Below are 26448 nucleotides of genomic sequence, written 5' to 3' on the forward strand. Positions count from 1 at the left end.
GACTATCGTCCGCCGCTGACATTCAAGATGGAGCCAGTCACATAAGATGCCTGGCTGGAGAGGAGATAAAGGATCGCATCAGCGACCTCGTCCGGTTTGCCGGGGCGCTGCATGGGAATCGTCGGGGCAAGTGCACTTGCCCGATCCGGAATACCCCCTGACGCGTGGATATCGGTCTCGATGATGCCTGGCCGAACGGCATTGACGCGGATGCCCTCGCCGGCCACTTCGCGCGCGAGGCCGACGGTGAAAGTGTCAATGGCACCCTTCGATGCCGCATAGTCGACATATTGACCTGCACTGCCGAGAACCGCCGCCATCGACGAGACGTTGACGATGGCACCGCCTCGTCCGCCATTGTTCGTCGACATGCGCTTTACCGCCTCGGCGGCGCAACGAATCTTGCCGATCACGTTGATGGCGAACATGCGGTCGAGCCTCTCACGGCTGAAATACTCAACGCGCGCGGACACGTCGACGATACCGGCATTGTTCACCAGTCCGTCGAGGCGGCCGAAACGGGCATCGAGCTTCGCAAAAATCGCCGAAATGCCTTCTTCGGTGCCGGTATCGCCCTGTACGACATCGGCAACACCGCCGGCGGTCGCGATCTCGGCAGCAAGCGCCAAGGCAGCCCCTTCCTGCGAGACGTAGTTGATCAGCACCTGCCAGCCGAACCCGGCAGCCTTGCGCGCCACAGCCGCTCCAATGCCTCGGCTCGCACCCGTGATCAGAAGGACCGGTCCGTCACTCATTGGTCGCATCCCTCCAGGGAAAAGACATCCCATGGCATTGCGTCGTCAGACTTGCCTGCGGACGACGCCATCCATGCCGGCCCGAAACCGGGCAATACGATCGCCGGCGCCGCCACCTCTCCCTCGGACGGCAGCAGGCCGATGCGACCGTTCCGCTGGTCTCCCGCGTAGATGATTCCACGCCAGACAGTGCACGCGGCAATATCGGCGCCCGTAACGTCTCCTTCGGGGCAGTTGTTCAGGATCATCGCAACCGGACGCTCGATCTCGGGGTCGTACATCACATGCCCATCGAGGCGCTTGCCACCGAGGACCAGGGAAAAGCGATGACTGAGCGGCGAATTCTCACCATCGGCGGGCGCAAACCGCAACTCGGCGCGCATCTCGGGTTCCCTATAGATCGCCTTCTCGATCGGGCATTCGGCAGCCGCGAGCGACTGCGCGCCCAACAGCGAGAACGCGACGATCGGGACGGACCGCATGCCCGGCATGTCAGCTCGCCTTCGCTGCTGCAAGCTTCAGCCCGAAGGCGATAAAGACGAGGCCGGAGGTTCGATTGATCCACTTGCTCGCCCGGGAAAACGCCGCACGCATCCGCGGTGTGGTCATGAAGAAGGAGACACCCACGAACCACGCGATCAGACAGCCTGCCATGACGAAGCCGTAGCCGAGTTTCACCAGCCCCGGCGTCTCGTGGCTGACCACCGCCGAGAAGATCGAAAGAAAGAAGAAGACGGCCTTCGGATTGAGCGCGTTCGCCATGAAGCCGAGGCCGAACGCCTTGATGCCCGACTGCCGCTTTTCGACATCCGTCTCTGCCGACCCCGCCGGGTCGACACTCGCCTCGCCGGCGCGCAGGGCCTGCACGCCGATATAGACGAGATAGGCGACGCCGCACCATTTGATGATGTTGAAGAGCAGAATGGACTTCGAGATAACCAGGCCAAGGCCGAGGATCGTATAGGTAACATGGATCATCAGCGATGCGCCGATGCCGAAGCTGGTAATGATTGCCGCCCGCCGGCCATGTACCAGCGACTGGCGGATGACCATGGCGAGGTCAGCGCCCGGAGAGATGATGGCAAAGGAGAAGATCGCCATCAGCGAAAGGAGTTCTAGAACGTAATGCTGCATCATCGAAAGGAACTCCGCATCAGGAAAACGTCACTGTGATTCTAGCAACAGGCGATCCACTGCGACACCCCGGCTGAAGATCGTTACGCACTCTGCCGACCCCAGATGCGACACAAGGCGGCCACCCACGGAAACAACGGGGCGCCGGCGGCGCCCCGTTTGGATCCTTAGAGATCGAGAACGAGACGCTCCGGATCCTCCAGGCTTTCCTTGACGCGTACGAGGAAGGTCACGGCTTCCTTGCCGTCGACGATGCGGTGGTCATAGGAGAGCGCGAGATACATCATCGGGCGGATGACGACCTGACCGCCGATGGCGACCGGACGCTCCTGGATCTTGTGCATACCGAGGATGCCCGATTGCGGTGCGTTCAGGATCGGCGAGGACATCAGCGAGCCGTAGACACCACCGTTGGAGATGGTGAAGGTCCCGCCCTGCATGTCGGCCATGGAGAGCGCGCCATCGCGCGCGGCCTTGCCAAGGCGGCCGATTTCCTTCTCGATCTCGGCGATCGACATCTGGTCGGCGTCGCGCACGATCGGCACGACGAGGCCCTTGTCGGTACCGACGGCGACGCCGATATGGGCATAATTCTTGTAGATGATGTCAGTGCCGTCGATCTCGGCGTTGACCGCCGGCAGCTCCTTGAGCGCGTGCGTGACGGCCTTGGTGAAGAAGCCCATGAAGCCGAGCTTCACGCCATGCTTCTTCTCGAAGATGTCCTTGTAGCGATTGCGCAGGTCCATGACTGCCTTCATATCCACCTCATTGTAGGTGGTGAGCATGGCGGCCGTGTTCTGCGCATCCTTCAGGCGACGCGCGATGGTCTGGCGCAGGCGGGTCATCTTGACGCGTTCCTCGCGACCGGCATCTTCCGCAGCCGACGGAGCACGCGGTGCTGCCGGGGCCGAAGCGGCAGCAGGCGCGGAAACGCCCTTTGCGACCGCGGCGATGACATCGCCCTTCAGGATCTGGCCACGCTTGCCGCTGCCTTCGACCTGGTCAGCCGAAAGGTTGCTCTCGGCGAGCATCTTGGCGGCGGCCGGTGCTGCCGGCATCGCGGAGACGGAGGCCGCGGGAGCGGCGGCGGCCGGAGCAGTGCTCGGCGCTGCCGCGGGAGCAGCGGTCGGCGCGGAAGTAGTGGTGGCTGCACCAGCAGCGCCTTCGGCGATCTGACCGAGAAGCGCACCGAGACCAACCGTCTCGCCGTTCGCGGCAACGATCTCGGTGAGCACGCCGGAAGCCGGAGCCGGCACCTCGACGGTCACCTTGTCGGTTTCGAGTTCGACGAGCGGCTCGTCGGCCTTCACGGTATCGCCAACCTTCTTGAACCAGGTGCCGACCGTGGCTTCACTGACGGACTCGCCCAGGGTGGGGACTCGGATTTCTGTGGCCATGATTTAATTCCGTTGATCAGTTATCGGTTTCTATCGAATGGGTCGGTTGTGCGTGGGGAGCATCAGCCCCCCAGCGCATCCTCTAGGAATGCTTCGAGCTGTGCCAGGTGCTTCGACATGAGGCCGGTCGCCGGCGAGGCAGCTGCAGGGCGTCCGGTGTAGCGGACACGCTGGTACTTGGCGTCGATATGAGCAAGCACCCATTCGAGATACGGATCGATGAACGACCACGCACCCATGTTTTTCGGCTCTTCCTGGCACCAGACCATCTCTGCATTCCGGAACCGCGACAGTTCGTTGATGAGCGCCTTGGCCGGGAACGGATAGAGCTGCTCAATGCGCAGGAGGTAGATGTCGTCGATGCCGCGCTTTTCGCGCTCCTCGAGCAGGTCGTAGTAGACCTTGCCTGTGCACATGACGACCCGGCGGATCTTGTTGTCCTTCTGCAGCTTGATCGGGCCGTCCTTCACGACTTCCGCATCGTCCCACAGCAGACGGTGGAACGACGACTCGCCGGCCATCTCCGACAGCGACGAAACCGCACGCTTGTGGCGCAGCAACGACTTCGGTGTCATCAGGATGAGGGGTTTGCGGAAGTCGCGCTTCATCTGCCGACGCAGGATGTGGAAGTAGTTCGCCGGCGTCGTGCAGTTGGCGACCTGCATATTGTCTTCCGCGCAAAGCTGCAGGAAGCGCTCCAGACGGGCGGACGAATGCTCAGGCCCCTGCCCTTCATAGCCGTGCGGCAGAAGGCAGACGAGGCCTGACATTCGGAGCCACTTGCGTTCACCGGACGAGATGAACTGGTCGAAGACCACCTGCGCGCCGTTGGCAAAGTCGCCGAACTGCGCTTCCCAGAGGGTCAGTGCATTCGGGCGGGCAAGCGAGTAGCCGTATTCGAAACCGAGCACCGCCTCTTCCGACAGCATCGAGTTGATGACTTCGTAACGCGCCTGGGTCGGCGACAGATTGGCGAGCGGAATGTAGCGCTCCTCGGTCTCCTGGTCGTAGAGCACCGAGTGGCGCTGCGAGAAGGTGCCGCGTTCGCAATCCTGGCCGGAAAGGCGGATCTTGTGTCCATCGAGGCAGAGCGAACCGAAGGCGAGCGCTTCGGCCATCGCCCAGTCGATCCCTTCGCCGGTCTCCACCATCTGCGCCCGGTTGTCCATGAAGCGCTGGATGGTGCGATGAGCCTTGAAACCTTCCGGGATCGTCGAAAGCTTGCGCCCGAGCTCCTTCAGCGCCTTCATCGGAACCGAGGTCTTGCCGCGGCGTTGCTCGTCGGCGTTGTCCGCAGTCCTGAGACCCGACCAGACGCCGTCCAGCCAGTCGGCCTTGTTCGGCTTGTAGGCCTGGCCCGCCTCGAACTCCTGCTCGAGATGCGCGCGCCAGTCGGCCTTCATCTTCTCGAATTCGCCTTCGGTGATCAGTCCCTCCGCGATCAGGCGCTCTGCGTAGAGCTGCACGACCGTCTTGTGGGCGCGGATCGCCTTGTACATCTTCGGCTGGGTGAACGCCGGCTCGTCGCCTTCGTTATGACCGAAGCGGCGATAACAGAACATGTCGATCACGACCGGCTTGTGGAACTTCATGCGGAACTCGGTCGCAACCTTCGCCGCATAGACCACCGCTTCCGGATCGTCGCCGTTCACATGGAAGATCGGCGCCTCGATCATCTTCGCGACGTCGGACGGATAGGGCGACGAGCGCGAGAAGGCCGGGTTGGTGGTAAAGCCGATCTGGTTGTTGATGATGAAGTGCATGGTGCCGGCGACGCGGTGACCGCGCAGGCCGGAAAGCCCGAGAATTTCCGCAACGACGCCCTGGCCGGCGAAGGCCGCGTCACCATGCAGCAGCAGCGGAAGGACTTTGGACCGCTCCCTGAGCGGGATGATGTCGCCTTCCCAGACCTTGGCGAGTTGGTCCTGCTTGGCGCGGGCCTTACCCATCACGACCGGATTGACGATCTCGAGATGCGACGGGTTCGCGGTCAGCGACAGGTGCACCTTGTTGCCGTCGAATTCGCGGTCGGAGGAAGCGCCGAGGTGGTACTTCACGTCGCCGGAGCCTTCGACTTCGTCGGGCTTGAACGAGCCGCCCTTGAATTCGTGGAACACAGCGCGATGCGGCTTGGCCATCACGTTGGTGAGTACGTTCAGACGACCGCGATGGGCCATGCCGAGGACGATCTCCTCGAGGCCTTCCTGACCACCGCGCTTGATGATCTGCTCCAGCGCCGGGATCAGCGATTCACCACCGTCGAGACCGAAGCGCTTCGTACCCTTGTACTTGACGTCGATGAACTGCTCGAAGCCTTCGGCCTCGATGAGCTTGGACAAAATAGCCTTCTTGCCGTTCGCCGTGAACTCGACGCCCTTGTTCGGGCCTTCGATGCGCTCCTGGATCCATGCCTTCTCTTCCGGGTTGGAGATGTGCATGAACTCGACACCGAGCGTCGAGCAATAGGTACGCTTCAGAATATCGAGCATTTCCGGGATCGTGGCGTATTCCAGGCCCAGGACGTTGTCGATGAAGATCTTGCGGCTGTAGTCGGCGTCGGTGAAGCCGTAGGCCGCGGGCGAGAGCTCGTTGTAGTCGTCGACCGGAGCAGCAAGGCCGAGCGGATCGAGATTGGCGTGGAGGTGACCGCGCATGCGATAAGCGCGGATCATCATGATGGCGCGGACGGAATCGCGCGTCGCCTGCATGAGTTCGGCTTCACTGAGCGCCGTTCCGGCCGCTGCGGCTTTCGCCTTGACCTTGGTTTCGATGGCCTTCTCGGCCAAGCCCCAGTTTCCGTCGAGTGCGGACACGAGCTCGCCGTTGGCCGCAATCGGCCAATTCTTGCGCTGCCAGGATGCTCCGGCTGCGGCCTTCTTCACATCCTCGGGCTTGTCATCCAGCGCCTTGAAGAAGGACTGCCATTCGGCCGGGACAGAGGCCGGATCGTCCTCGTAACGCGCATAAAGCCGCTCGATATAGGCTGCGTTCGATCCGTCGAGGAACGACGTGATCAGGAACTGCTCGTTGGCTTCTTGCCTTGCCATTCTGTTCGCGGGCTTTCGCGCCCGCCTCCCACTTGTGGTGATGGCCGGAAACCGGCCCGCCGCTTTGCCACTCTCGATGCGATCCGCAACCGCAGTGGCTGAAATGCCTGATCCGGGCAAAGGGATTTCTGATTCTCCCTTTGCCCGGCCTATTGTCTTAGATAGGTCAGCCCTTCAGGACTTCGACCAGAGTCTTGCCGAGACGGGCCGGCGAAGGCGATACCTTGATGCCGGCGGCTTCCATCGCGGCGATCTTCGATTCCGCGTCACCCTTGCCGCCGGACACGACCGCACCGGCATGGCCCATGGTGCGGCCCTTCGGCGCCGTCCGGCCGGCGATGAAGCCTGCCATCGGCTTCTTGCGACCCTTCTTGGCTTCGTCGATGAGGAACTGGGCGGCATCCTCTTCGGCCGAGCCACCGATTTCACCGATCATGATGATCGAGGTCGTGGCTTCGTCGGCGAGGAACATTTCCAGGACATCGATGAACTCGGTGCCCTTGACCGGGTCACCGCCGATCCCGACTGCCGTCGTCTGGCCGAGGCCTTCGTTGGAGGTCTGGAACACGGCCTCATAGGTCAGCGTGCCGGAGCGCGACACGATACCGACCGAACCCTTGCGGAAGATCGAGCCCGGCATGATGCCGATCTTGCACTCTTCCGGGGTCAGGATGCCCGGGCAGTTCGGGCCGAGCAGACGCGACTTCGACTTGTCGAGCCGGGCCTTGACCCGCACCATGTCCATGACCGGGATACCCTCGGTGATGCAGGTGATGAACGGGATCTCGGCTTCGATCGCCTCGATGATCGCGTCGGCAGCGCCTGCCGGCGGAACGTAGATCACGGTCGCGTCGGCACCGGTCTTTTCCTTGCCTTCGGCGACGGTCGCGAAGATCGGCAGGGTTTCACCCTTGGAGCCGGTCCAGGTTTCGCCGCCCTTCTTCGGGTGGATACCGCCGACCATCTGCGTGCCGTAATAGGCGAGCGCCTGTTCGGTGTGGAAGGTGCCGGTCTTGCCGGTCAGGCCCTGTACGAGGACCTTGGTGTTCTTGTTTACGAGAATGGACATATGTTCCGGTCCTTCAATTAGCCGTTGATCGCCGCGACGATCTTCTTGGCAGCGTCGTCCAGATCGTCGGCCGCAGTGATCGCGAGGCCGGATTCGTTCAGGAGCTTCTTGCCAAGTTCGACATTGGTGCCTTCGAGGCGCACGACGAGCGGAACCTTCAGGCCGACTTCCTTCACCGCGGCGATCACGCCTTCGGCGATGACGTCGCACTTCATGATGCCGCCGAAGATGTTGACGAGGATGCCCTCGACCTTCGGGTCGGCCGTGATGATCTTGAAGGCGGCTGCCACCTTCTCCTTGCCGGCGCCGCCGCCGACGTCGCAGAAGTTGGCAGGCTCGGCGCCGTAGAGCTTGATGATGTCCATCGTCGCCATGGCGAGGCCGGCACCATTGACCATGCAGCCAATGTTGCCGTCGAGCGCGACGTAAGCGAGGTCCCACTTGGAGGCCTCGATTTCCTTCGCATCTTCCTCGGTTTCGTCACGCAGGGCGCGGACGTCGTCATGACGGAACAGTGCGTTGCCGTCGAAGGAGACCTTGGCGTCGAGGACGCGCAGGTGGCCGTCCTTCATGACGATCAGCGGGTTGATCTCGAGGAGCGACATGTCCTTCTCGTCGAAGGCCTTGTAGAGCGCCGGGAACAGCGACTTGGCGTCTTCCGCAGCAGCACCTTCGAGTTCGAGCGCCTTTGCGATCTTGGCGATATCCGAAGCGGCGACGCCGGCTTCCGGGTCGATCGCAATCGTGTGGATCTTTTCGGGCGTGTCGTGCGCAACCGCCTCGATGTCCATGCCGCCTTCGGTCGACACGACGAAGGCAACGCGACCGACCGAACGGTCGACCAGCAGCGAGCAATAGAGCTCGCGGGCAATGTCGGCGCCGTCTTCGATATAGAGGCGGTTGACCTGCTTGCCGGCCTCGCCGGTCTGTGCAGTCACCAGCGTGTTGCCGAGCATTTCCTTGGCATGTGCGACAACTTCGTCGATCGACTTGGCGAGGCGCACGCCACCCTTGGCGTCGGGGCCGAGTTCCTTGAACTTGCCCTTACCGCGGCCACCGGCGTGAATCTGGCTCTTGACCACGTAGAGCGGGCCAGGAAGCTTCTTTGCGGCAGCCTCGGCTTCTTCCACCTTGAGGATGGCAACACCTTCGGCAACCGGTGCGCCGTAGCCCTTCAGGAGAGCCTTGGCCTGGTATTCATGAATGTTCATCGTCTTGTCCCTGTTTGATGGGTCGCGGCGGTTACTTCAGCGCCGGGGCGATATTGATGCAGGCTTCGCAGAGACCGGCGACCGCGCCGACAGACTTCTGGAAGGCTTCTTCTTCGGCCTTGTTCAGGTCGATCTCGATGACGCGCTCGACGCCACCGGCACCGATGACGGTCGGCACGCCGACATACATGTCCTTGACGCCGTACTGGCCGGAAAGATGAGCCGCGCAAGGCAGAACACGCTTCTTGTCCTTGAGGTAGGACTCGGCCATTTCGATCGCCGAAGCGGCCGGTGCATAATAGGCAGAACCGGTCTTCAGAAGGCCGACGATTTCGGCGCCGCCGTCACGGGTGCGCTGGATGATTTCTTCGAGGCGTTCCTTGGTGACCCAGCCCATCTTGACGAGATCGGTGAGCGGAATGCCGGCAACGGTGGAGTAGCGGGCGAGCGGCACCATGCTGTCGCCGTGGCCACCCAGAACGAAGGCGGTGACATCCTGGACCGAAACGTTGAATTCTTCGGACAGGAAGTGGCGGAAGCGCGCGCTGTCGAGCACGCCGGCCATGCCGACGACCATGTTCTTCGGCAGGCCCGAGAACTTCTGCAGCGCCCAGACCATGGCGTCGAGCGGGTTGGTGATGCAGATGACGAAGGCGTTCGGCGCGTACTTCTTGATGCCGGCCCCGACCTGCTCCATGACCTTCAGGTTGATGCCGAGGAGATCGTCGCGGCTCATGCCCGGCTTGCGGGCGACGCCGGCGGTCACGATGCAGACGTCCGCACCTTCGATGGCAGCGTAGTCGCTGGCGCCCGTGAGCTTTGCGTTAAAACCCTCAACCGGCGCGGACTCCGCAATGTCCAGTCCCTTGCCCTGCGGAATACCGTCGGCAATGTCGAACAGGACGATGTCGCCCAGTTCCTTGAGGCCGGCGAGATGTGCCAGCGTGCCACCGATCATTCCAGAACCGATAAGTGCGATCTTTTTGCGCGCCATTGAAGAGCTTCCTTCTAGATCCAAAACCCGGGCAGACATTGGCTTTATGCCGACCGTTGCGTCAGATCGCATAGACAAAACCAAGAAAAACCGCAACCGATTCTTTTGGCAACAGGATTTTCAATCGGTTAGATCATTTTTTTCTTACGTAAACGTAAGCTTTTTCAGCCTGCAATCGTCACACTTCGTGACGTTGGCGCTTGTGCAAGGCAAGATAGTCGGCGCTCCGCATCTCGAAAAGACGCGAAACGGTGCGGTCGAACTCGAAACCCTCGGTTCCCTTTCGCACCACCAACAACTCCTCCGGCGCCGCCGCAGCGGAGACGAACAATCGTACCGAATGATCGTAGAGAGCATCGATCAAGATGATGAACCGCTTCGTCTCATTTCGCTTCTCGGGACCGAGAAGGGGGACATGCTCGAGGAAGATCGTGTCGAACCTCCTGGCGATCTCGAGATAATCCGATGCGCCGAGCGGTTTTTCGCAAAGGTCGGCGAAGGTAAACCGCGCCATCCTCCCGGCAGCGTGAGGGACATGGACAGACCGCCCCCTTCTCTCGATCTCCACCGGCCCCTCGGGTCTGCCTGAAACGAGACTGTGCCAAGCCGCATTCATTGCGAGATCGGCTCGCTCGTCGAGCGGCATCACATAGACCGGCAGGTGCTGGTTCTTCTCCTTGCGGTAGTCGGTCGGCGAATCCAGGCTGACGACGTCGACGTGCCGTTTCAGAAGTGCAACAAAGGGAAGGAAGAGACCGCGGTTGAGCCCGTCCCGGTAGAGACTATCCGGCTCCACGTTCGAGGTAGCGACAAGAATGCAGCCTCGCGAGAAGAGTTCCGTGAAAAGCCGCGACAGGATCATCGCGTCGGCAATGTCGGTGACGGTGAACTCATCGAAGCAGAGCAGTTCCGCTTCCTCGCGCAGGGCGGCTGCCACTGGCGGAACCGGGTCGGCCTGCCGCGTTTCTCCGTTCTTCAGCTTCACACGATGGGCATGGATGCGTGCGTGGACATCTGCCATGAACTCGTGGAAATGCGCACGACGCTTCTTCTCCACCGGGGCAAACTTGAAGAAGAGGTCCATGAGCATCGTCTTGCCGCGCCCGACACTCCCATGGACGTAGAGGCCACGTCGTGTACCGACGGGCTTCCTCTTGCGGGCGAACATCCAGCCGAGCGCGCTCGACTTTGCCGCAGGGCGCTGCTGCCTCAGGTCAAACAGAATGTTGTCGAGAGACTGCGCAACCTCCATCTGGGCGGAGTCGGCCTGCAACAAGCCGGCGGCGGCCTGCGAGCGCAGGTGCTCGCACACGCTGTGCGCATAATCGGGAATGGGCTGCATCGGATGCTCCGAGCGGGAACGAGGACGGCTGGGCCCGCTCCAGAATTGGGACTAACGGCTGAGGCTGACCGGCTGGCCGTTGTTCGTCGTTCCGTCGAAACGGGTATCCGCCGTCTTGTAGAGCCGGCCGATCACATTACCGTTGCGATCCTTCAGAACGACTTGCTTGCCCTCAACCTCCCATGACCCCATTGTCGTCAGCGGGCCGGCACAGCCACGCGTGCCTCCGCGCGAACCGGAACCGAGATTGGTGAGCGTCAGGAACATATCGCAGGACGCGCCCGCATTCGTTACTCGCCAGTTGCCGACCATCGATTCCTTGGTGACGTCGAGAGCCGTCGCGGGCGCCGCCGCAGCGACTGACGTGGGCGCGCCGGAAGGGGCTGCGGGGAACTGCGAAGGATCGGTTGCCCCACCGGGCGGCGGAAGCTGGCCGGACTGTACCGACGGCACCGGCTGGGCCTGCAACGGCGGCAGCGATGACGACGAGTTGTCGAGACCGCTGTAAGAGGTCCGCTGGCAGCCAGCAAGTGAAAGCACGACAGCAACACCCGTCGCGGCATATTTGAATTTCATATCGATACTCCCGTTCATCCGCTTCATTGGGTCAATCGCGCAGGAACACGGCGGAATTATCGCCAGCGACCCTTTCAAATCAAGTCGGCACTCAAATATTACGATCCACTCGCTTCTGCAACCGGGCGTCGACCGGTGCCGAATACGTGAACGGGCCACATCCTCCTGGATGCGGCCCGTTCAGCACGCTTAAATCGGCGCCGATCAGACGCGGCGCTCGACCATCATCTTCTTGATCTCGGCGATCGCCTTCGCCGGATTAAGCCCCTTCGGGCAGGTCTGCGCACAATTCATGATCGTATGGCAGCGATAGAGCCGGAAGGGATCTTCCAGGTTGTCGAGACGTTCGCCGGTCGCTTCGTCTCTGGAGTCGATCAGCCAGCGATAGGCCTGCAGCAGGACGGCCGGACCGAGATAACGGTCGCCGTTCCACCAGTAACTCGGACAGGAGGTCGAGCAGCAGGCGCACAGAATACACTCGTAGAGGCCGTCGAGCTTCTGGCGGTCCTCGTGGCTCTGCTTCCATTCCTTGGCCGGCTGAGGAGAGACGGTCTTCAGCCACGGCTCGATCGAGCGGTGCTGGGCATAGAAGTTGGTGAGATCCGGCACGAGGTCCTTGACCACCGGCATGTGCGGCAGCGGATAAACCTTCACCGTGCCGCCGATCTCGTCCATGCCCTTCGTGCAGGCGAGCGTGTTGGTGCCGTCGATGTTCATCGCGCAGGAGCCACAGATGCCTTCGCGGCAGGAGCGGCGGAGCGTCAATGTCGGATCGATGTTGTTCTTGATGTACAGCAATCCATCAAGAACCATCGGGCCGCAATCGTCGACATCGATGTAATAGGTGTCGATGCGCGGGTTCTGTCCGTCGTCGGGATTCCAGCGATAGATGCGATACTCCCGCAGGTTCTTGGCGCCCTCCGGCTTGGGCCAGACTTTGCCTTCGGTGATCTGCGAGTTCTTGGGAAGAGCGAGTTCAACCATGTCCTGTTCCTCTCAGATCAGTAGACGCGCGCCTTCGGCGCGATCTTCTGCGGATCGATGCCCTCGGCGATCAAGTCGGTGTGAACCGGACGGTAGTCCAGCTTGACGTCGCCCGCTTCGCTTACCCAGGCCAGCGTATGTTTGCGCCAGTTGACATCGTCACGTCCGCCGAGCGGACCGGTCGCATAGTCCTCGCGCGCGTGCGAACCACGGCTCTCCTTGCGCGCTTCGGCGCCATGGACCGTTGTGATTGCGTTGGCCATCAGGTTGTGCAATTCCAGCGTCTCGACCAGATCGGAGTTCCAGACCATGGAGCGGTCGGTGACCTTGAGATCCTGCAACTCGCCCTTCCAGATCGCCGAAATGCGGCGGCAGCCGGACTCCAGCGCTTCCTGCGTGCGGAACACGGCGGCGTCTTCCTGCATGGCGCGCTGCATCTTGTCGCGGGCGACCGCCGTCGGCGTTGCGCCGGAGGCGAAGCGAACGCGGTCGAAGCGCTCCATGATCTTGTCGCAGGCGGCCGAATTGAGGGCCGGGACCGGTTCCGACTTGTCGATCACCTGACCGGCGCGGATCGCTGCGGCACGGCCGAAGACCACGAGGTCGATCAGCGAGTTCGAGCCCAGACGGTTGGCACCGTGAACAGAGGCGCAACCCGCTTCGCCCACCGCCATCAGGCCGGGCGCGATACGTTCCGGGTTCTGGCTGTCGGCGTTCAGGACTTCGCCCCAATAGTTCGTCGGAATACCGCCCATGTTGTAGTGAACGGTCGGCAGAACCGGGATGGGCTCGCAGGTCACGTCGACGCCGGCGAATATCTTCGCGCTCTCGGAAATGCCCGGCAGACGCTCGTGCAGAACGGCCGGATCGAGATGGTCGAGATGCAGGTAGATGTGGTCCTTGTTCTTGCCCACACCACGGCCTTCGCGGATCTCCAGCGTCATGCAACGGGAGACGACGTCGCGGGACGCAAGGTCCTTCGCCGACGGTGCATAGCGCTCCATGAAGCGCTCGCCTTCGGAGTTGACGAGATAACCGCCTTCGCCGCGTGCGCCCTCGGTAATCAGGCAGCCGGCGCCGTAGATGCCGGTCGGGTGGAACTGCACGAATTCCATGTCCTGGAGCGGCAGGCCGGCACGCGCGATCATGCCGCCGCCGTCACCGGTGCAGGTATGCGCCGAGGTCGCCGAGAAGTAGGCGCGGCCATAACCGCCGGTCGCAAGCACGACCATCTTGGCGGCAAAGCGATGGATGGTTCCGTCGTCGAGATTCCAGGCAACCACGCCCGTGCAACGGCCATCATCCGACATGATGAGGTCGAGGGCGAAATATTCGATGAAGAACTCGGCATTGTTGCGAAGAGACTGGCCATAGAGCGTGTGCAGGATCGCGTGACCGGTCCGGTCTGCCGCCGCGCAGGTGCGCTGCACCGGCGGGCCTTCGCCGTAGTTCTGCATGTGGCCGCCGAACGGGCGCTGGTAGATCTTGCCCTCCTCGTTACGCGAGAAGGGCACGCCATAATGCTCGAGTTCATAGACGGCCTTCGGCGCTTCCATGGCGAGGTACTGCATGGCGTCGACGTCGCCGAGCCAGTCGGAACCCTTGACGGTGTCGTAGAGGTGCCACTGCCAGCAGTCGGGCGTCATGTTGGTCAGCGAGGCAGCGATGCCACCCTGTGCTGCAACCGTATGCGAGCGGGTCGGGAAGACCTTGGTGATGCAGGCGGTCTTGAAGCCCTGTTCCGCCATGCCGAGCGTCGCGCGAAGACCGGCGCCGCCGGCGCCGACAACGATCACGTCATAAGAATGATCGACGTACTTGTATGCCTTGCCGCCTTGGGCGGGAGAACTGTTCGGTGCCATGATGAATTATCCTACGAATGCGATCTTCAAGATGGCGAAAAGACAGAGGCCGCCGACGAAAACCGCAAAGAACGTGTTGAGCATCAGAAGGATGATCTTCATGCCTTCAGCGTGGACATAGTCCTCGATGATCACCTGCATGCCCAATCGCATGTGGATGAGACTGTTGATCACCGTCAAAGCCATGATCACCGCAACGACGGGGCTCGACAGTGCGCCGACGACTTCCGCATAGGGAGCTCCGTTATAGGCGACGAGGAAGAGGATGAAGAAGATCAGGAGCGGGATGCCGGCGACCGACGTCAGGCGCTGGCGCCAGAAATGCGTGGTACCGTCCTTGGCAGAGCCGAGGCCCCGAACCTTGCTGAGTGGAGTGCGCATATCCATGTCGTTCACCTCAGAAGCGGACCGTGTAACCGACGATCCAAATCACCACGGTGAGAAGGATCGAGCCGATGAGATTGGCCTTGGCGAGCTTCGTCGAAAAGCTCTTTTCGAAGCCGTAGCCCATGTCCCAGAGCAGGTGGCGGAGACCGCCGAGCATGTGATGAACGAGCGCCCAGGTGTAGCCGAACAGAATCAGGCGACCGAGGAGGGTACCCATGAACCAGCTCACCCACTCGAAGTAGGTGGCGCCGGAAGACGCCGCAATCAGCCACCACGCGACCAGCAAGGTACCGAAATAGAGCGCACCACCGGTGACGCGATGTAGAATCGACATCACCATGGTCGGGATCGGCTTGTAGATTTGCAGATGCGGCGACAACGGCCGCTTGTTTGTCACATTCGCCATCTGAACCTCGCGGCGTTCTAATGCGGTCCTGATCAGGACTGTCCCCAGCGCCATGCAACCGCCTGCTGCAGTGCATTGCGTCAGGGCGACGTTTACTCACCAGAAGGCGGCACGACAAGCACAATTGCGGCCTGCATGGATTTTAATCGATTCGGACGAACGAGAGCTTAGACCTTGGTCGCACGAACGTCGACACGTCCTCTCAAAGAGCGAAAGGCAAGGTGCGGGATGACTTTGCTACGGTTTTGCGCCATGGTGCCGTTAAGCATTTCTTAACACCTCGAGTCACCGGAGAACACCATGACGATGCTGAAGCGAATGGGCGCCATTGTCGCGACGGCCATGTTTGTCTTTTCGGCGGGCGAACTTGAGGCGCACGACAGACACCAGCCGGATCCGGGCGTCGTCGCCGGATCGGGCCTTCCATCGGTGTTGCCGGGCATCGGAACATATGCGGGGGATGTTTCCGCCCTGCGCATCCGGGGAAACGGTATCTACTTCATGGTCGAGCGTTCGGCCCATAAGCCGGCTCCGTTTCATCTCGCTCCGAAGGCACTCATCATCGACGTGAACGCGAAGGTCACTGCGAACAACAAGTCCATCGAAAGCGCCTGCCGTTACGAAGCAGGTGTCTGCGTCATCAGACCCTGAGTAGGGTCCATCACTGCGGCGTGAAACGCCAGACTGTCGTGTTCTTGATCTCGCTGTCTTCGAGCGCCCGCGTCACCGGCACCCGGTACGAGGCGAGCGCCGTCAGCCGCTCCTTTGGCAGGTAGCTTCTGCCGGGATCCCCGACCAGCACCTCGACGCCCTCCCCTGCAAGACGATCGAACCAGGGAATTAGAGCCACCGCAAAGCCGCTGTCATAGAAAACGTCGCCAGCAAGGACGACGTCAGTCTCCAGTGCCTCGCCAATCAGGTTCCTTCCGGTGAATTCGATCGCGACGCCGTTTGCTTCCGCGTTCAGGCGGATCGCTGTTTCCGCCCAGGGATCAATGTCGGCCGCCACGACACTTCCCGCGCCGGCAAGCTTGGCGGCGATCGCCACAAGCCCCGACCCACTTGCAAAGTCGAGGACACGTTTGCCGGCGACGGTTTCCCGATGATCCATCAGGTAGCGGGCGAGCCCCTGCCCGCCTGCCCAGGCAAAGGCCCAGAAAGGTGGCGGCAGACCGATCTCTTGGAGTTCATCTTCGGTCTTGAGCCAGAGATCGTGCACTTCGCTCGCAAGGCGAAGCCAGACCTCGGACACGTGTGGCGGCGCCATCAGCGACGTGTTGGCAAGGATGAAGCGCTCCGGGTCGGTTTTCAATGAAACGGCCTCAACGCGGCGGGTTGTCGAGTTCGCCCATCCGGCAGACTTCGAGATATTCCTCCTCCGTCACCGGCTGAACGGAAAGACGCATCGACGTCACCAGCGACATCTTCGAGAGCTTTTCGTTCGCCTTGATATCCTTCAATGAAACCGGCTTCGGCATGTCGATGACGGCACGGATGTCGACGCAATCCCATCGCGGGTCACCTTCAGCCGTCGAGTCTGGGTGCGAGAGAGCACAAACCTCGACGATACCGACGACCTCGAGTCCCTCGTTCGAGTGATAGAAGAACCCTTTGTCGCCGATCTTCATCGCACGCATGTTGTTGCGTGCCAGATAGTTGCGTACACCGGTCCATTCTTCGCCGACCTCACCCTTGGCCTTCTGCATGTCCCATGACCATTTGAAGGGTTCGGATTTGAAGAGCCAGTAAGCCATCCGCCGTCATGCCTCCGGATTGTTGAAGACCCAGTTGTACGCCTTGATCTCCACCGTTTCGAAGAGACCGGCAGCAGCATAGGGATCCTGCGCGGCAATCTTCTTCGCACCCTCCATGTCGTCCGCCGCCAAGAGCAGCATGGAACCGCACGGTTTGCCGTCATCATCGAGGAAAGGTCCGGCAATCTTCAGAACACCCTCGGCATTCAGCCCGTTCAGCCATTCAAGATGTGCGGGACGCGTTTCCATGCGGACATTGAGGTGGTTGGGCTTGTCGCGGCAAAGAACAGCAAAAAGCATCGGCTACTCCTTCGTGAGGGAACTTGGTCTATTCTGTAGTGATCGGACGGGTCATCAGTTGCTCGATGGCGGACGGAATATCGAGCCTGCCCTCGATGATTTCGGCGACCGCCCTGGTGATCGGCATGCTGATCCCATGTCCTTCGGCGAGGCGGGCAGCAACAGCCGCCGCGAACGCACCTTCGACAAGATCGCCGCGCGCAAAATCCGGAGGTTCTCCCTTGCCGAGGGAAATGCCGAAACGCAGGTTTCGCGACTGGTGACTGGTGGCAGTCAGCACGAGATCGCCGAGCCCCGAAAGGCCTTGGACGGTGCTGCCGCGGCCACCGAGCGCCTCGACGAGGCGCGACATTTCGGCCAGCCCTCGTGCGATCAATGCCGCGCGGGCGGAATCACCAAGCCCCATACCTTCGACGATGCCGCAAGCGATGGCGAGCACGTTCTTGAGCGCCCCGCCGAGCTGAACGCCCGTTCGGTCGGAAGATGCGTATAGCCGAAAGGTTCGCCCGGAAATGGCGTAAGCCAGCCGCTCTGCCTCGGCAATATCCGCCGCGGCGATAGCCATTGCCGTCGGCAGCCCCCGGGCAATATCGGCAGCGAAACCGGGGCCCGAGAGAACCGCAACCGGATGATGCGGCAGAACCGCTTCGAGCACCTCGGTGAGCAACCGTGACGTTCCCCGATCAATACCCTTGGCGCAAGTAACCACTGTCGAGCCGGGGGCAAGGTACGGGCCGAATTGCGCGGCGGCGTCGGCCTGCGCCTGCGACGGCATCGCAAAGAGCACGGTTTCGGCGCCGGCGAGGATCTCCGGCTCAGCCGAATACTGGAGCGCGTCCGGCAGATGGATACCCGGCAACGCTGCATTGTGCATGCCGTCGGCACGCAAATCCGCCATCAGGGACGGATCGCGCCCGAGGAGCGTTACCTCGGATCTTCCTTCGAGCGCGATGACCGCAGCAAGTGCGGTTCCGAACGCTCCCGCTCCGACGACGACGATCCGGTGCCCGTCACTCATGCCTTTGCCCCACGCTTTCCATGACCGATCCGCACCTCTGCACTGCTGTCGAGCGGCCAGCGCGACCGCGGCTGCACGTCCAGCGGATCAGCGGCAAAGCCGGCAGCCATGCGTTCGAGCCCGGCCCAGGCAATCATCGCGGCGTTATCGGTACAGAGCCGAAGCGGCGGCGCCACGAAGCGGAAGCCGTGCCGATCGCAAAGGGTCTGCAGAGTGCGGCGCAGTTCCAGATTTGCCGCGACCCCGCCTGCGACGACAAGCGCAGGTGGATGGCCGAGAGCCGGAAATTCGGCGGAAAAGCGTGCAAGGCCGCGACCGATGCGATCATCAAGCGTCCGGGAAATCGCCCGCTGGAACGAGGCACAGATATCCGAGATGTCTTGCTCGGTGACGGGTGCGATTGTCTCCGCAGCCTGGCGCACAGCCGTCTTCAGGCCGGAAAAGGAGAAATCGAGCCGCCTCTCGCCGACCAGCGGTCGGGGAAAATCGAACCGCTTGGGATCGCCGGCTGCCGCCGCCCGCTCCACGGCTGGCCCGCCGGGATAGGGAAGGCCAAGCAGCTTCGCCGTCTTGTCGAAGGCTTCGCCCAGCGCGTCGTCGATCGTCGTGCCCCAGCGCTCATACCGCCCGACAGCACGCACCAGGACGAGCTGGGTATGCCCTCCCGATACCAGCAGCATCAGATAGGGAAAGGAAAGCCCGTCGGTCAGCCTTGCGGTCAGCGCATGACCTTCGAGATGGTTGATGGCATAGAGCGGCTTCGACAGTGCCCTTGCAATCGCCTTGCCGGTCATCAGGCCGACGATCAGGCCGCCGATGAGGCCGGGGCCGGCGGTCGCCGCGACGGCGTCAATATCGCCGAGGGAGGTGCTGGTGCGCGCCAGTGCCTCGTCAATCAACGTATCGAGCGCCTCGACATGCGCACGGGCGGCAATCTCCGGCACGACACCGCCATAGGCGCTGTGCTCGTCGAGCTGGCTCAGCACGACGTCGGCGGCAATCTCGCCGCGCCCGTCGTCATGACGCAGGACGATGGACGCTGCCGTCTCGTCACAGCTGGTTTCGATGCCGAGGATGCGAAGAAAGGAACCCATGAAACTGATCGTTAATTGCGGTGGCCGGGAAACCCGTTTACGAGGAACGTCGGTAACAACGGATGAAATCGGATGCAAACAAAACCTTTCCGAATCGGAACCCGGGGCAGTCCGCTTGCGCTCGCTCAGGCTCATGAAACCCGCAGACGATTGGTGGAAGCGCATGGCCTGCCGGAGGAGATGTTCGAGATCGTCGCACTCTCGACGCAGGGCGACCGGATTCAGGATCGAGCGCTGGCAGCCATCGGCGGCAAGGGCCTCTTCACGGCGGAACTGGAAGAACAGCTCGCCGACGGACGTCTCGATCTCGCCGTGCATTCATCGAAGGACATGCCGACACTTCTGCCACAGGGCCTCTACATATCGGCTTTCCTGCCACGAGAGGATGTTCGCGACGCCTTCGTCGGAAAGACGGCTCCGGCACTCATGGATCTTCCATCCGGCGCCGTGGTGGGCTCGGCCTCGCTCCGCCGCCAGGCGCTAATCCGCCACCTGCGCCCCGACCTCAACGTCACCATCTTTCGTGGCCAAGTCGATACGCGCCTGCGGAAGCTCGCCGAGGGCGAGGCGGACGCGACACTGCTTGCCATGGCCGGATTGAATCGGCTCGGTAAGGCTGACGTCGCAACCGAAGTCCTTGACCCGGAACGCTTCCCGCCCGCACCCGCCCAAGGCGCGATCTGTATCGAAAGCCGGCTGGGCGACAAGCGGACAGACGACCTGATTTCCGCCATCAATGATCCGATCACATGGACCGCGGTCAGCTGCGAGCGCGGCTTCCTTGCAGTCCTCGACGGCTCCTGCCGGACACCGATCGCAGGGCTGGCGAAGGTCGAAGGTCAGCATATCGTCTTCCATGGCATGATTCTCACACCGGACGGCTCGCAGTTCCATGAAATCCGCGCCGAAGGCAAGGCAAGTGACGCCGCTGCCATCGGAAGGACCGCCGGCGAGACGATCCGGAGCAGGGCAGGCAGCGGCTTTTTCGTCGACTGGACCTGACCCGATGCGCGTCCTCGTGACTCGTTCTTTGGATGCAGGAGAAAAGACGGCTGCAAAGCTGCGGGCGCTCGGTCACGAACCCGTCCTTCTGCCGATGAGCACACCGATCCGCCATCCGGAGAAGGCGCTCGCCGCCCTTGCCCTTCCCCATGCGGCCATCGCCATCACGAGCGCGGAGACGGTCCGAACGCTCTCAGCGCTCGCAGATCGCCTAAAACCCTTTTTCGCCGAACCGGTTTTCGCCGTCGGCGAGACCTCTGCCGATGCCGCGCGCAACGTGGGCTTTACAAACGTCACCGCCGCAGCCGGAGATGGGGCGGCTCTCGCGACCTCCGTCAGCGCTCACCTCAGGGAGACAAAGCGAAGCGGTGTTCTCCTCTATCTCACCGGCACACCGCGGGCACGCAGCTTCGAAGCCCGCCTCGCCGAGGACAGCATCCAGGTCACGGTCGCGGAATGCTACGAGATGAAGCCCGCCGAAGACGCACCGGACGCGCTCCGGCGCATCCTCGAAAGCGGCCGGATTGACGTCGTGCTTCTCTATTCGGCGGAGACCGCGAAGCGGTTTTTTGCCGCAGCAGAAACCTCCGGCGCCGGCGAGATGCTCCAAGACATCCGCTTTTGCTGCCTGAGCAGCAATGTGCTCAACGCCATTCCCGCCGAATTCCACGAAAAGGCATTCGTGGCGGCATCACCCGACGAAACGGCGCTTCTGACGTTGCTGGAACCCCTTCCTTAGGCGCAAAATAGACATGAGCCCTTCCCATGAAGGCCGTCACTGACTAACTTCGAAGCACTGCACGGAAGAAGAGGTATCCATGGTTTCCGGAAAGCCGCCACGTCGCTCCAAGTCCTCGAACGAACCGGTCACCATCGACCTGCAGGCAGAGGAAACCACAGCTGAGGCATCCGCGCCGGCCTCCGCTACAGAGAACGCGGAAGAAACTGCGACCGACGTTGAGACCGAGGCGCCGCCGCCGGAGGGGACGGAGACAGCGGCTCGCACGGAGACTGAGGCAGCGCCGGCGACCGAGACCGTCGAGGCGGACGACGCGAAATCCGAGTCCCTGCCCCTTGAGACACCGCGTCAGCCCAAAGGAACACCCACGATGGCAGCCGTTGCGGCTGCCGGCATTGTTGGTGGCCTCGTCGCCCTCGCCGCTGCCGGCAGTATGCAATATGCCGGCTATCTACCCGCCCTGTCTCCCGTTTCGGAGCGCTCCACCGCCGACCAGACTGCGGAACTCGTCACCCTGAGGAGCGAGGTTGAAAGCCTTCGCTCGGCCGTTTCGCAGGGCGCGGACACAAAGCAGATCGAGGAGCGGCTGGCGGCTCTTGAAGGCGCGGCAAGCCAGCCGGTACCGGCCGCCGATACCAAGGGGCTCGACCAGATGCAGGAGCAGTTGACAGGTTTGCAGAACACGCTTGAGACCCTTCGAACAAGCGGGGAAGCTGCGACAACCAGGCTCTCAGAGCTTGAGACCAGCCTCGACGGTCGCATCGCCGAGATCGAGAAAAAGCTTGAAGAGCCGCGGGATGACGTCGAGGTGGCCCGCGCGATCGCCATCGCCGGACTGAAGGCCGCCGTTGATCGTGGCGGAACCTTCCTGACCGAACTTGACACCCTCGCCGGCATCACACCCGACGATCCGATCATCGGCTCGCTCCGGGATTACGCACGCACGGGAATTCCCTCGCGTGCGGATCTCGTGCGTCAGTTTCAGGATACCGCAAGCTCCATTCTTTCGGCGGTCAATCAGCCGGATCCGAACCAGGGGCTAGCCGAGCGGCTGCTTTCGAGTGCACTTTCGGTCGTCAAGGTGCGGCCAGTCGGCAATGTCGAGGGTGACACGCCGGAAGCGATCGTCGCGCGCATGGAGGACAAGCTTCGAAACGGTGATCTCCAGGGCGCTTCGCTCGAATGGGACACGTTGCCGGAGACCGGCAAGGCCGCATCGGCCGACTTCGCCAAGGCGCTGAAATCCCGGATCGAGGTCGAGAAGCTGGTGGGCACCGCCATGACCAGTGCCGTCGGCGGTAACCGGGGCTGAGGAGCGCGCGATGATCCGGACACTGTTCTTCATCCTCACCGTTCTCGCCCTCGGATTCGGCTTTGCCTGGCTTGCCGAGCGGCCGGGCTCCCTCTCGATCCTCTGGCAGGGTCAGCTGATCGAGATGAGTCTGACCGTTGCCGCGACCGTCGTCCTCGCTATCATCGCTGCCGTTATGCTGATCTGGTGGATCGTCCGCCTGTTGTGGACATCGCCGCACTCGGCGCGCCGCTTCTTCCGCGCGCGCAAGCGGGATCGCGGTTATCAGGCGCTCTCGACGGGCCTCATCGCCGCCGGCGCCGGCAACGCGTTGCTCGCCCACAAGATGAGTTCCCGCGCCCGTGGTCTTCTCCGGGCGGAACAGGAGCCGCTGATCCTCGTGCTCGAAGCGCAAGCGGCTGTGATCGAAGGCAGGCATGACGAGGCGCGTCGGCTCTACCAGCAGATGGCAGAGGATCCTGAAACCAGAGAGCTCGGGCTCCACGGCCTCTATGCAGAAGCAAGTCGGCTCGGCGCGCATGAAGCCGCACGGCAGTATGCGGAGACGGCAGCAGAGCAGGCGCCTTATCTGCCTTGGGCCGCAAAAGCCACCCTTGAATACCGCTGCCAGTCCAGCCAGTGGGAAGATGCCATTCGTCTGCTCGACCAGCAGCGTGTAGCCCACGTCCTCACCCGGCCGGAGGCTGATCGCCTGAAGGCGGTCCTGCTGACGGCCAGGGCCGAGGAGCAACTCGAAGGAGACCCTGCCGGTGCTCGCGACAGCGCTGTGCACGCCCTGAAGCTCGCGAAGGATCTCGTTCCCGCGGCGGTCGTCGCGGCGAAGGCCTACTTGCGCGAAGACAATGTACGCAAGGCGTCATCTATTCTCGAGCAGACCTGGAAAGTCGCTCCGCATCCAGACGTCGCCAGAACCTACGTCCGGGCCCGCGGCGGCGACAGCGCCGTCGATCGCCTGAAGCGCGCTGAACGGCTGGCTTCTTTACGGCCGAACAACGTCGAAAGTCTTCTGATCGTCGCGGAGGCGGCGCTCGACACCCAGGATTTCGCCAAGGCCCGCGCCAGGGCGGAGGAGGCAGCGCGTATGGATGCCCGCGAGCGGGTCTACCTGTTGCTGGCGGATATCGAGGAAGCGGAAACCGGCGACCAGGGACGCGTGCGCTACTGGATGGCCCAGGCCCTGCGCGCACCACGCGATCCGGTGTGGATCGCCGACGGTCACATTTCGGAGAAATGGCTGCCCGTGTCCCCCGTCACCGGTCGCCTCGACGCCTTCGAGTGGAAGGTTCCCTTCGATCAGCTGGAAGGTCCGGTCGAGGAGGGCGTCGTCTCACGTGGGGACGCCGCAATCAATGCGCTTCCGCCGGTAAAGAAGGCTCAGTCCTCGACTGAGAAACGCGCCGTCGTCGAACAGGTTGAAAAGACAGACGCGTCGGCGTCACCCAAGACGCCCGCAGAGCCGGTCCGCACACCGGAGCCAGCCGAGACGACCTCCCCCTTCTTCGGCCATCCTCCGGACGATCCAGGCGTGCGCGAAGGCCAGCGGCCGGCCGACGACAAGAACCGCTTGCGCCTTTTCTGAAGGAAGAGAGATGCTCGAACGCCTCCAGGCCTTTTTTCAAAGTCTGACACAGGGTCGTGGCAATGACGCCATATCTCCCGACGATCCGCGGGTCGCGGTCGCAGCCCTTTGTTTCCAGGTCATGGAAGCCGACGGTGTTGTCCACGAGGCGGAACGCGACAAACTCGAACAGTTGTTGAAGGACGAGTACCGGCTGGACGACGAGGAGCTCCAGGCGCTGCTGAAGGCGGGTCAGAGGGCCGAGAGCGAAGCCGTCGACTATTATCGCTTCACGTCTGACATCAAGCGACACCTCGACGAGGAGCAGCGGCTTCAGCTGCTCGGCATCCTATGGGACATCGTCTATGCCGATGGCAGCCGAAGCGAAATGGAAGATCACGTCGTCTGGCGCATCGCCGATCTGCTCGGAGTCTCCGACCGTGACCGCGTGAGCCAGCGCCGCGAAGCGGTAATGCGCTCGGCCCAAGGGAGCAAGGATGCTTCATGATCCCTTGAGATCTCGGCAGAAGGCACCAGTCCTGCTCGTACTCCATCAGGAGCGCTCGAGCCCCGGCCGGGTCGGCCAAATGCTACTCGAGAAAGGTTACCCGCTCGACATCCGCAGACCGCCGCTCGGCGACCCGCTTCCGGAGACGCTGGCCGGACACTCCGGAGCAGTCATCTTCGGCGGGCCGATGAGCGCAAACGATCCAGATCAGTTCATCCGCGACGAAATCGAATGGATCAACGTTCCGCTCAAGGAGAAGAGGCCGTTTCTCGGCATTTGTCTCGGCGCGCAGATGATGGTCCGCAATCTCGGCGGAAAGGTCTCGGCCGACCGGAACAGTCTGGTCGAGATCGGTTGGTATCCGATCCACCCGACCGAGCGCGGCCGCCTGCTCATGCGCTGGCCGCAAATGGTCTATCACTTCCATCGGGAGGGTTTCGACCTGCCCCATGGATGCGAACTGCTCGCCGAAGGCGACGTCTACCGCAACCAGGCGATCCGGTACGGCGAGAACGCATGGGGACTGCAGTTTCACGCCGAACTCACCCGAGCCATGATGCAGCGTTGGGTCGTCCATGGCGCCCACCGCTTCGTCATGCCGAACGCGCAGCAGGGGCGCGACCATCTCGAAGGCCGGATGATCTTTGACGCCCCCCTCAGAGCATGGCTCTCTGATTTTCTCGATCTCGTCTTCGAGCGAAAGCCTCAGCGCGTGTCCTGACGCCTCGGCGCGTCGAGGCTGTCGATGCGCCGCAGCTGCGGAAAACCGGTAGCCCAAAGAATAGCCACCGCAAGCGTTCCCACGCCACCGATCACGACCGCGGGCACGGCGCCGACCAGCGACGCCATCGTGCCGGCACGGAACTCACCCAGCTCGTTGGAAGCGCCGACGAAAACCATATTCACCGCATTCACCCGGCCACGCACGTCATCCGGCGTCCACAGTGCAATCAGCGTCTCACGGACATAGACCGATGCCATGTCGGCCGCGCCCATGAGCATTAGCGCCACGATGGATATCCAGGCCGTTTCCGAGAGACCGAAGATGATCGTGCCAGCACCGAACAATGCGACGCCTGCAAACATGAACAGGCCGGCATTGTGACGGACCGGGAAGCCGGCGAGCACGATCGCGACGAGAATGGCGCCGATGCCGGGAGCCGCACGCAGCAGACCGAGCCCCCATGGACCCAGCACGAGGATATCGCGCGCGAATATCGGCATGAGGGCAACGGCACCCCCGAGGAGCACCGCAAAGAGATCGAGGGATATCGCGCCGAGAACCACCTTCTCGCTCCAAATGAAGCGGAACCCCGCAAGCACAGTTGTCCAGGTCACTGCCTTGTTGGAGACCCTCTGCGTCGGTCGCTCGACCAGAAAGACGAGAAGCGCTGCTGTCGAAAAGAATGCCAATGCGACCGAGTAGGCAACGACGGGGCTCACACCGTAAAGCAGGCCGCCTGCAACCGGCCCGAGGATCGAAGCCGTCTGCCAGGAGGTGGAGTTCCACGCAACGGCGTTCGGCAGATCCTCCTCGGGAACGAGATTGGGGGCAAGCGATTGTGTCGCCGGCGCATTGAAGGCGCGCTCGATGCCGAAGACGACAAGAATCGCGAACACCAGAACCGGCGAAAAGGCGTCCATAAGTGTGAGTGCAAGAAAGGACGCGCCGCAAAGGGCGCTGACGATCATGCAGATCGCGACGATGGCACGCCGGTTATGGCGGTCCGCGACGGAGCCCGTGACGAGGATAAGAAGCAATGCTGGAAGGAACTGAAAAAGGCCGATCAGCCCGAGATAGAAGGCGCTCTTCGTTTCGTCATACATCTGCCAGCCGACCGAGACGCTGAGAATCTGCGTCGCGAAGGCCGCGAGGAACCGCGAGAGGAAGAAGCGGAGGTAGGAGGCATGCCTGAAGGCTGCGAAGCGGTCGCCGGACAGATGTACAGACATGGTCGGGAAGCAATCCTTTCGGAAGATGGGACTCGGCCGAAATCCG

27 protein-coding genes are annotated in these 26448 nt (G+C 62.3%); 7 read left to right on the forward strand and 20 right to left on the reverse strand.

What is annotated here, in order from left to right; translation table 11 throughout:
* Positions 1–2 precede the first annotated feature (2 nt).
* The 14 genes from EUU22_RS20785 to sdhC all read right to left on the reverse strand — a co-directional run bounded on the left by EUU22_RS20785 (position 3) and on the right by sdhC (position 15164).
* Positions 3–755, reverse strand: coding sequence for an SDR family oxidoreductase (locus tag EUU22_RS20785; protein ID WP_129333891.1), 753 nt, complete (start codon positions 753–755; stop codon positions 3–5).
* Positions 752–1246 (reverse strand): hypothetical protein, encoded by a 495-nt coding sequence (locus EUU22_RS20790; RefSeq protein WP_129333892.1) that lies wholly within the window; start codon positions 1244–1246, stop codon positions 752–754. The genes EUU22_RS20785 and EUU22_RS20790 overlap by 4 nt, the downstream gene beginning before the upstream one ends.
* A 1-nt stretch (position 1247) precedes the next feature.
* Positions 1248–1889, reverse strand: a complete 642-nt coding sequence (locus EUU22_RS20795) for a LysE family translocator (RefSeq protein WP_129334135.1) — start codon at positions 1887–1889, stop codon at positions 1248–1250.
* A gap of 167 nt (positions 1890–2056) precedes the next feature.
* Positions 2057–3286: a 2-oxoglutarate dehydrogenase complex dihydrolipoyllysine-residue succinyltransferase gene (gene odhB / locus EUU22_RS20800; protein WP_129333893.1), complete on the reverse strand. Its 1230-nt coding sequence runs from the start codon at positions 3284–3286 to the stop codon at positions 2057–2059.
* A 62-nt stretch (positions 3287–3348) separates the two neighbouring features.
* Positions 3349–6333: a 2-oxoglutarate dehydrogenase E1 component gene (locus EUU22_RS20805; protein WP_129333894.1), complete on the reverse strand. Its 2985-nt coding sequence runs from the start codon at positions 6331–6333 to the stop codon at positions 3349–3351.
* A 166-nt stretch (positions 6334–6499) separates the two neighbouring features.
* Positions 6500–7402 carry a succinate--CoA ligase subunit alpha gene (gene sucD / locus EUU22_RS20810; protein ID WP_129333895.1) on the reverse strand — a complete coding sequence of 301 codons (903 nt, stop codon included), beginning with the start codon at positions 7400–7402 and terminating at the stop codon, positions 6500–6502.
* 17 nt (positions 7403–7419) lie between these two features.
* Entirely contained in the window at positions 7420–8613 is a 1194-nt protein-coding gene (gene sucC / locus EUU22_RS20815) for an ADP-forming succinate--CoA ligase subunit beta (RefSeq protein ID WP_129333896.1), read from the reverse strand.
* 31 nt (positions 8614–8644) lie between these two features.
* Entirely contained in the window at positions 8645–9607 is a 963-nt protein-coding gene (gene mdh, locus EUU22_RS20820; protein WP_129333897.1) for a malate dehydrogenase, read from the reverse strand.
* 178 nt (positions 9608–9785) lie between these two features.
* Positions 9786–10949 (reverse strand): cell division protein ZapE, encoded by a 1164-nt coding sequence (gene zapE / locus EUU22_RS20825; RefSeq protein ID WP_129333898.1) that lies wholly within the window; start codon positions 10947–10949, stop codon positions 9786–9788.
* 51 nt (positions 10950–11000) lie between these two features.
* The gene (locus tag EUU22_RS20830) at positions 11001–11525 is read right to left on the reverse strand and encodes a protease inhibitor Inh/omp19 family protein (RefSeq protein ID WP_129333899.1); all 525 of its coding nucleotides are present in this window, start codon (positions 11523–11525) and stop codon (positions 11001–11003) included.
* Positions 11526–11729: 204 nt separating this feature from the next.
* Positions 11730–12509: a succinate dehydrogenase iron-sulfur subunit gene (locus EUU22_RS20835; RefSeq protein ID WP_129333900.1), complete on the reverse strand. Its 780-nt coding sequence runs from the start codon at positions 12507–12509 to the stop codon at positions 11730–11732.
* 17 nt (positions 12510–12526) lie between these two features.
* Complete coding sequence (sdhA, locus tag EUU22_RS20840) at positions 12527–14371, reverse strand: succinate dehydrogenase flavoprotein subunit (protein WP_129333901.1); 1845 nt, start codon at positions 14369–14371, stop codon at positions 12527–12529.
* A gap of 6 nt (positions 14372–14377) precedes the next feature.
* Positions 14378–14758, reverse strand: coding sequence for a succinate dehydrogenase, hydrophobic membrane anchor protein (gene sdhD, locus EUU22_RS20845; protein ID WP_129333902.1), 381 nt, complete (start codon positions 14756–14758; stop codon positions 14378–14380).
* 10 nt (positions 14759–14768) lie between these two features.
* Positions 14769–15164: a succinate dehydrogenase, cytochrome b556 subunit gene (gene sdhC, locus EUU22_RS20850; RefSeq protein WP_129333903.1), complete on the reverse strand. Its 396-nt coding sequence runs from the start codon at positions 15162–15164 to the stop codon at positions 14769–14771.
* Between the two features lie 300 nt (positions 15165–15464).
* On the opposite strand from sdhC, the gene EUU22_RS20855 reads away from it, so the two are divergent.
* Positions 15465–15815, forward strand: a complete 351-nt coding sequence (locus EUU22_RS20855; RefSeq protein WP_129333904.1) for a hypothetical protein — start codon at positions 15465–15467, stop codon at positions 15813–15815.
* A 10-nt stretch (positions 15816–15825) separates the two neighbouring features.
* Here EUU22_RS20855 and EUU22_RS20860 read toward each other — a convergent pair whose 3' ends face one another.
* From EUU22_RS20860 to tsaD, 5 genes are read right to left on the reverse strand one after another with little or no spacing between them, the layout of a single operon-like run.
* On the reverse strand, positions 15826–16476 hold the full coding sequence (locus tag EUU22_RS20860; protein WP_129333905.1) for a class I SAM-dependent methyltransferase: 651 nt from the start codon (positions 16474–16476) through the stop codon (positions 15826–15828).
* A 10-nt stretch (positions 16477–16486) separates the two neighbouring features.
* Complete coding sequence (locus tag EUU22_RS20865) at positions 16487–16918, reverse strand: EVE domain-containing protein (protein ID WP_129333906.1); 432 nt, start codon at positions 16916–16918, stop codon at positions 16487–16489.
* A 6-nt stretch (positions 16919–16924) separates the two neighbouring features.
* The gene (locus EUU22_RS20870) at positions 16925–17218 is read right to left on the reverse strand and encodes a YciI-like protein (RefSeq protein ID WP_129333907.1); all 294 of its coding nucleotides are present in this window, start codon (positions 17216–17218) and stop codon (positions 16925–16927) included.
* Between the two features lie 28 nt (positions 17219–17246).
* The gene (locus EUU22_RS20875) at positions 17247–18236 is read right to left on the reverse strand and encodes an NAD(P)H-dependent glycerol-3-phosphate dehydrogenase (RefSeq protein ID WP_129333908.1); all 990 of its coding nucleotides are present in this window, start codon (positions 18234–18236) and stop codon (positions 17247–17249) included.
* Entirely contained in the window at positions 18233–19330 is a 1098-nt protein-coding gene (gene tsaD, locus EUU22_RS20880) for a tRNA (adenosine(37)-N6)-threonylcarbamoyltransferase complex transferase subunit TsaD (RefSeq protein WP_129333909.1), read from the reverse strand. Before tsaD ends, EUU22_RS20875 begins: the two co-directional genes overlap by 4 nt.
* Before the next feature lie 72 nt (positions 19331–19402).
* Here tsaD and hemC point away from each other — a divergent pair, with 72 nt between their 5' ends.
* The 6 genes from hemC to EUU22_RS20910 all read left to right on the forward strand — a co-directional run bounded on the left by hemC (position 19403) and on the right by EUU22_RS20910 (position 25170).
* Positions 19403–20332, forward strand: coding sequence for a hydroxymethylbilane synthase (gene hemC / locus EUU22_RS20885; RefSeq protein ID WP_129333910.1), 930 nt, complete (start codon positions 19403–19405; stop codon positions 20330–20332).
* A gap of 16 nt (positions 20333–20348) precedes the next feature.
* A complete protein-coding gene (locus EUU22_RS20890) occupies positions 20349–21071 on the forward strand; it encodes a uroporphyrinogen-III synthase (RefSeq protein ID WP_245485202.1) in 723 nt (240 codons plus the stop codon).
* Positions 21072–21150: 79 nt separating this feature from the next.
* The gene (locus EUU22_RS20895) at positions 21151–22383 is read left to right on the forward strand and encodes a COG4223 family protein (RefSeq protein ID WP_129333912.1); all 1233 of its coding nucleotides are present in this window, start codon (positions 21151–21153) and stop codon (positions 22381–22383) included.
* A 10-nt stretch (positions 22384–22393) separates the two neighbouring features.
* The gene (locus EUU22_RS20900; RefSeq protein WP_129333913.1) at positions 22394–23962 is read left to right on the forward strand and encodes a heme biosynthesis protein HemY; all 1569 of its coding nucleotides are present in this window, start codon (positions 22394–22396) and stop codon (positions 23960–23962) included.
* Positions 23963–23972: 10 nt separating this feature from the next.
* Positions 23973–24449, forward strand: a complete 477-nt coding sequence (locus EUU22_RS20905) for a tellurite resistance TerB family protein (RefSeq protein ID WP_129333914.1) — start codon at positions 23973–23975, stop codon at positions 24447–24449.
* Positions 24439–25170 carry a glutamine amidotransferase gene (locus EUU22_RS20910; protein WP_129333915.1) on the forward strand — a complete coding sequence of 244 codons (732 nt, stop codon included), beginning with the start codon at positions 24439–24441 and terminating at the stop codon, positions 25168–25170. Before EUU22_RS20905 ends, EUU22_RS20910 begins: the two co-directional genes overlap by 11 nt.
* Here the strand turns inward: EUU22_RS20910 and EUU22_RS20915 are convergent.
* Complete coding sequence (locus EUU22_RS20915; protein ID WP_129333916.1) at positions 25155–26402, reverse strand: MFS transporter; 1248 nt, start codon at positions 26400–26402, stop codon at positions 25155–25157. The genes EUU22_RS20910 and EUU22_RS20915 overlap by 16 nt on opposite strands.
* Positions 26403–26448: the final 46 nt, after the last annotated feature.

This window comes from Ciceribacter ferrooxidans (assembly GCF_004137355.1).
In the GTDB taxonomy this organism is placed as follows: domain Bacteria; phylum Pseudomonadota; class Alphaproteobacteria; order Rhizobiales; family Rhizobiaceae; genus Allorhizobium; species Allorhizobium ferrooxidans.

Bases quoted from the DNA above. Each gene is read 5' to 3' on its own strand.
- EUU22_RS20905 (WP_129333914.1), top strand. From the start codon at position 23,973: ATGCTCGAACGCCTCCAGGCCTTTTTTCAAAGTCTGACACAGGGTCGT.
- EUU22_RS20870 (WP_129333907.1), bottom strand. From the start codon at position 17,218: ATGCTTTTTGCTGTTCTTTGCCGCGACAAGCCCAACCACCTCAATGTC.
- EUU22_RS20910 (WP_129333915.1), top strand. From the start codon at position 24,439: ATGCTTCATGATCCCTTGAGATCTCGGCAGAAGGCACCAGTCCTGCTC.
- EUU22_RS20785 (WP_129333891.1), bottom strand. From the start codon at position 755: ATGAGTGACGGACCGGTCCTTCTGATCACGGGTGCGAGCCGAGGCATT.
- sdhD (WP_129333902.1), bottom strand. From the start codon at position 14,758: ATGGATATGCGCACTCCACTCAGCAAGGTTCGGGGCCTCGGCTCTGCC.
- EUU22_RS20835 (WP_129333900.1), bottom strand. From the start codon at position 12,509: ATGGTTGAACTCGCTCTTCCCAAGAACTCGCAGATCACCGAAGGCAAA.
- hemC (WP_129333910.1), top strand. From the start codon at position 19,403: ATGCAAACAAAACCTTTCCGAATCGGAACCCGGGGCAGTCCGCTTGCG.
- sucC (WP_129333896.1), bottom strand. From the start codon at position 8,613: ATGAACATTCATGAATACCAGGCCAAGGCTCTCCTGAAGGGCTACGGC.
- zapE (WP_129333898.1), bottom strand. From the start codon at position 10,949: ATGCAGCCCATTCCCGATTATGCGCACAGCGTGTGCGAGCACCTGCGC.
- EUU22_RS20830 (WP_129333899.1), bottom strand. From the start codon at position 11,525: ATGAAATTCAAATATGCCGCGACGGGTGTTGCTGTCGTGCTTTCACTT.
- tsaD (WP_129333909.1), bottom strand. From the start codon at position 19,330: ATGGGTTCCTTTCTTCGCATCCTCGGCATCGAAACCAGCTGTGACGAG.
- sdhC (WP_129333903.1), bottom strand. From the start codon at position 15,164: ATGGCGAATGTGACAAACAAGCGGCCGTTGTCGCCGCATCTGCAAATC.
- sdhA (WP_129333901.1), bottom strand. From the start codon at position 14,371: ATGGCACCGAACAGTTCTCCCGCCCAAGGCGGCAAGGCATACAAGTAC.
- EUU22_RS20865 (WP_129333906.1), bottom strand. From the start codon at position 16,918: ATGGCTTACTGGCTCTTCAAATCCGAACCCTTCAAATGGTCATGGGAC.
- sucD (WP_129333895.1), bottom strand. From the start codon at position 7,402: ATGTCCATTCTCGTAAACAAGAACACCAAGGTCCTCGTACAGGGCCTG.
- EUU22_RS20915 (WP_129333916.1), bottom strand. From the start codon at position 26,402: ATGTCTGTACATCTGTCCGGCGACCGCTTCGCAGCCTTCAGGCATGCC.
- odhB (WP_129333893.1), bottom strand. From the start codon at position 3,286: ATGGCCACAGAAATCCGAGTCCCCACCCTGGGCGAGTCCGTCAGTGAA.
- EUU22_RS20895 (WP_129333912.1), top strand. From the start codon at position 21,151: ATGGTTTCCGGAAAGCCGCCACGTCGCTCCAAGTCCTCGAACGAACCG.
- mdh (WP_129333897.1), bottom strand. From the start codon at position 9,607: ATGGCGCGCAAAAAGATCGCACTTATCGGTTCTGGAATGATCGGTGGC.
- EUU22_RS20875 (WP_129333908.1), bottom strand. From the start codon at position 18,236: ATGAGTGACGGGCACCGGATCGTCGTCGTCGGAGCGGGAGCGTTCGGA.
- EUU22_RS20805 (WP_129333894.1), bottom strand. From the start codon at position 6,333: ATGGCAAGGCAAGAAGCCAACGAGCAGTTCCTGATCACGTCGTTCCTC.
- EUU22_RS20855 (WP_129333904.1), top strand. From the start codon at position 15,465: ATGACGATGCTGAAGCGAATGGGCGCCATTGTCGCGACGGCCATGTTT.
- EUU22_RS20795 (WP_129334135.1), bottom strand. From the start codon at position 1,889: ATGCAGCATTACGTTCTAGAACTCCTTTCGCTGATGGCGATCTTCTCC.
- EUU22_RS20900 (WP_129333913.1), top strand. From the start codon at position 22,394: ATGATCCGGACACTGTTCTTCATCCTCACCGTTCTCGCCCTCGGATTC.
- EUU22_RS20790 (WP_129333892.1), bottom strand. From the start codon at position 1,246: ATGCCGGGCATGCGGTCCGTCCCGATCGTCGCGTTCTCGCTGTTGGGC.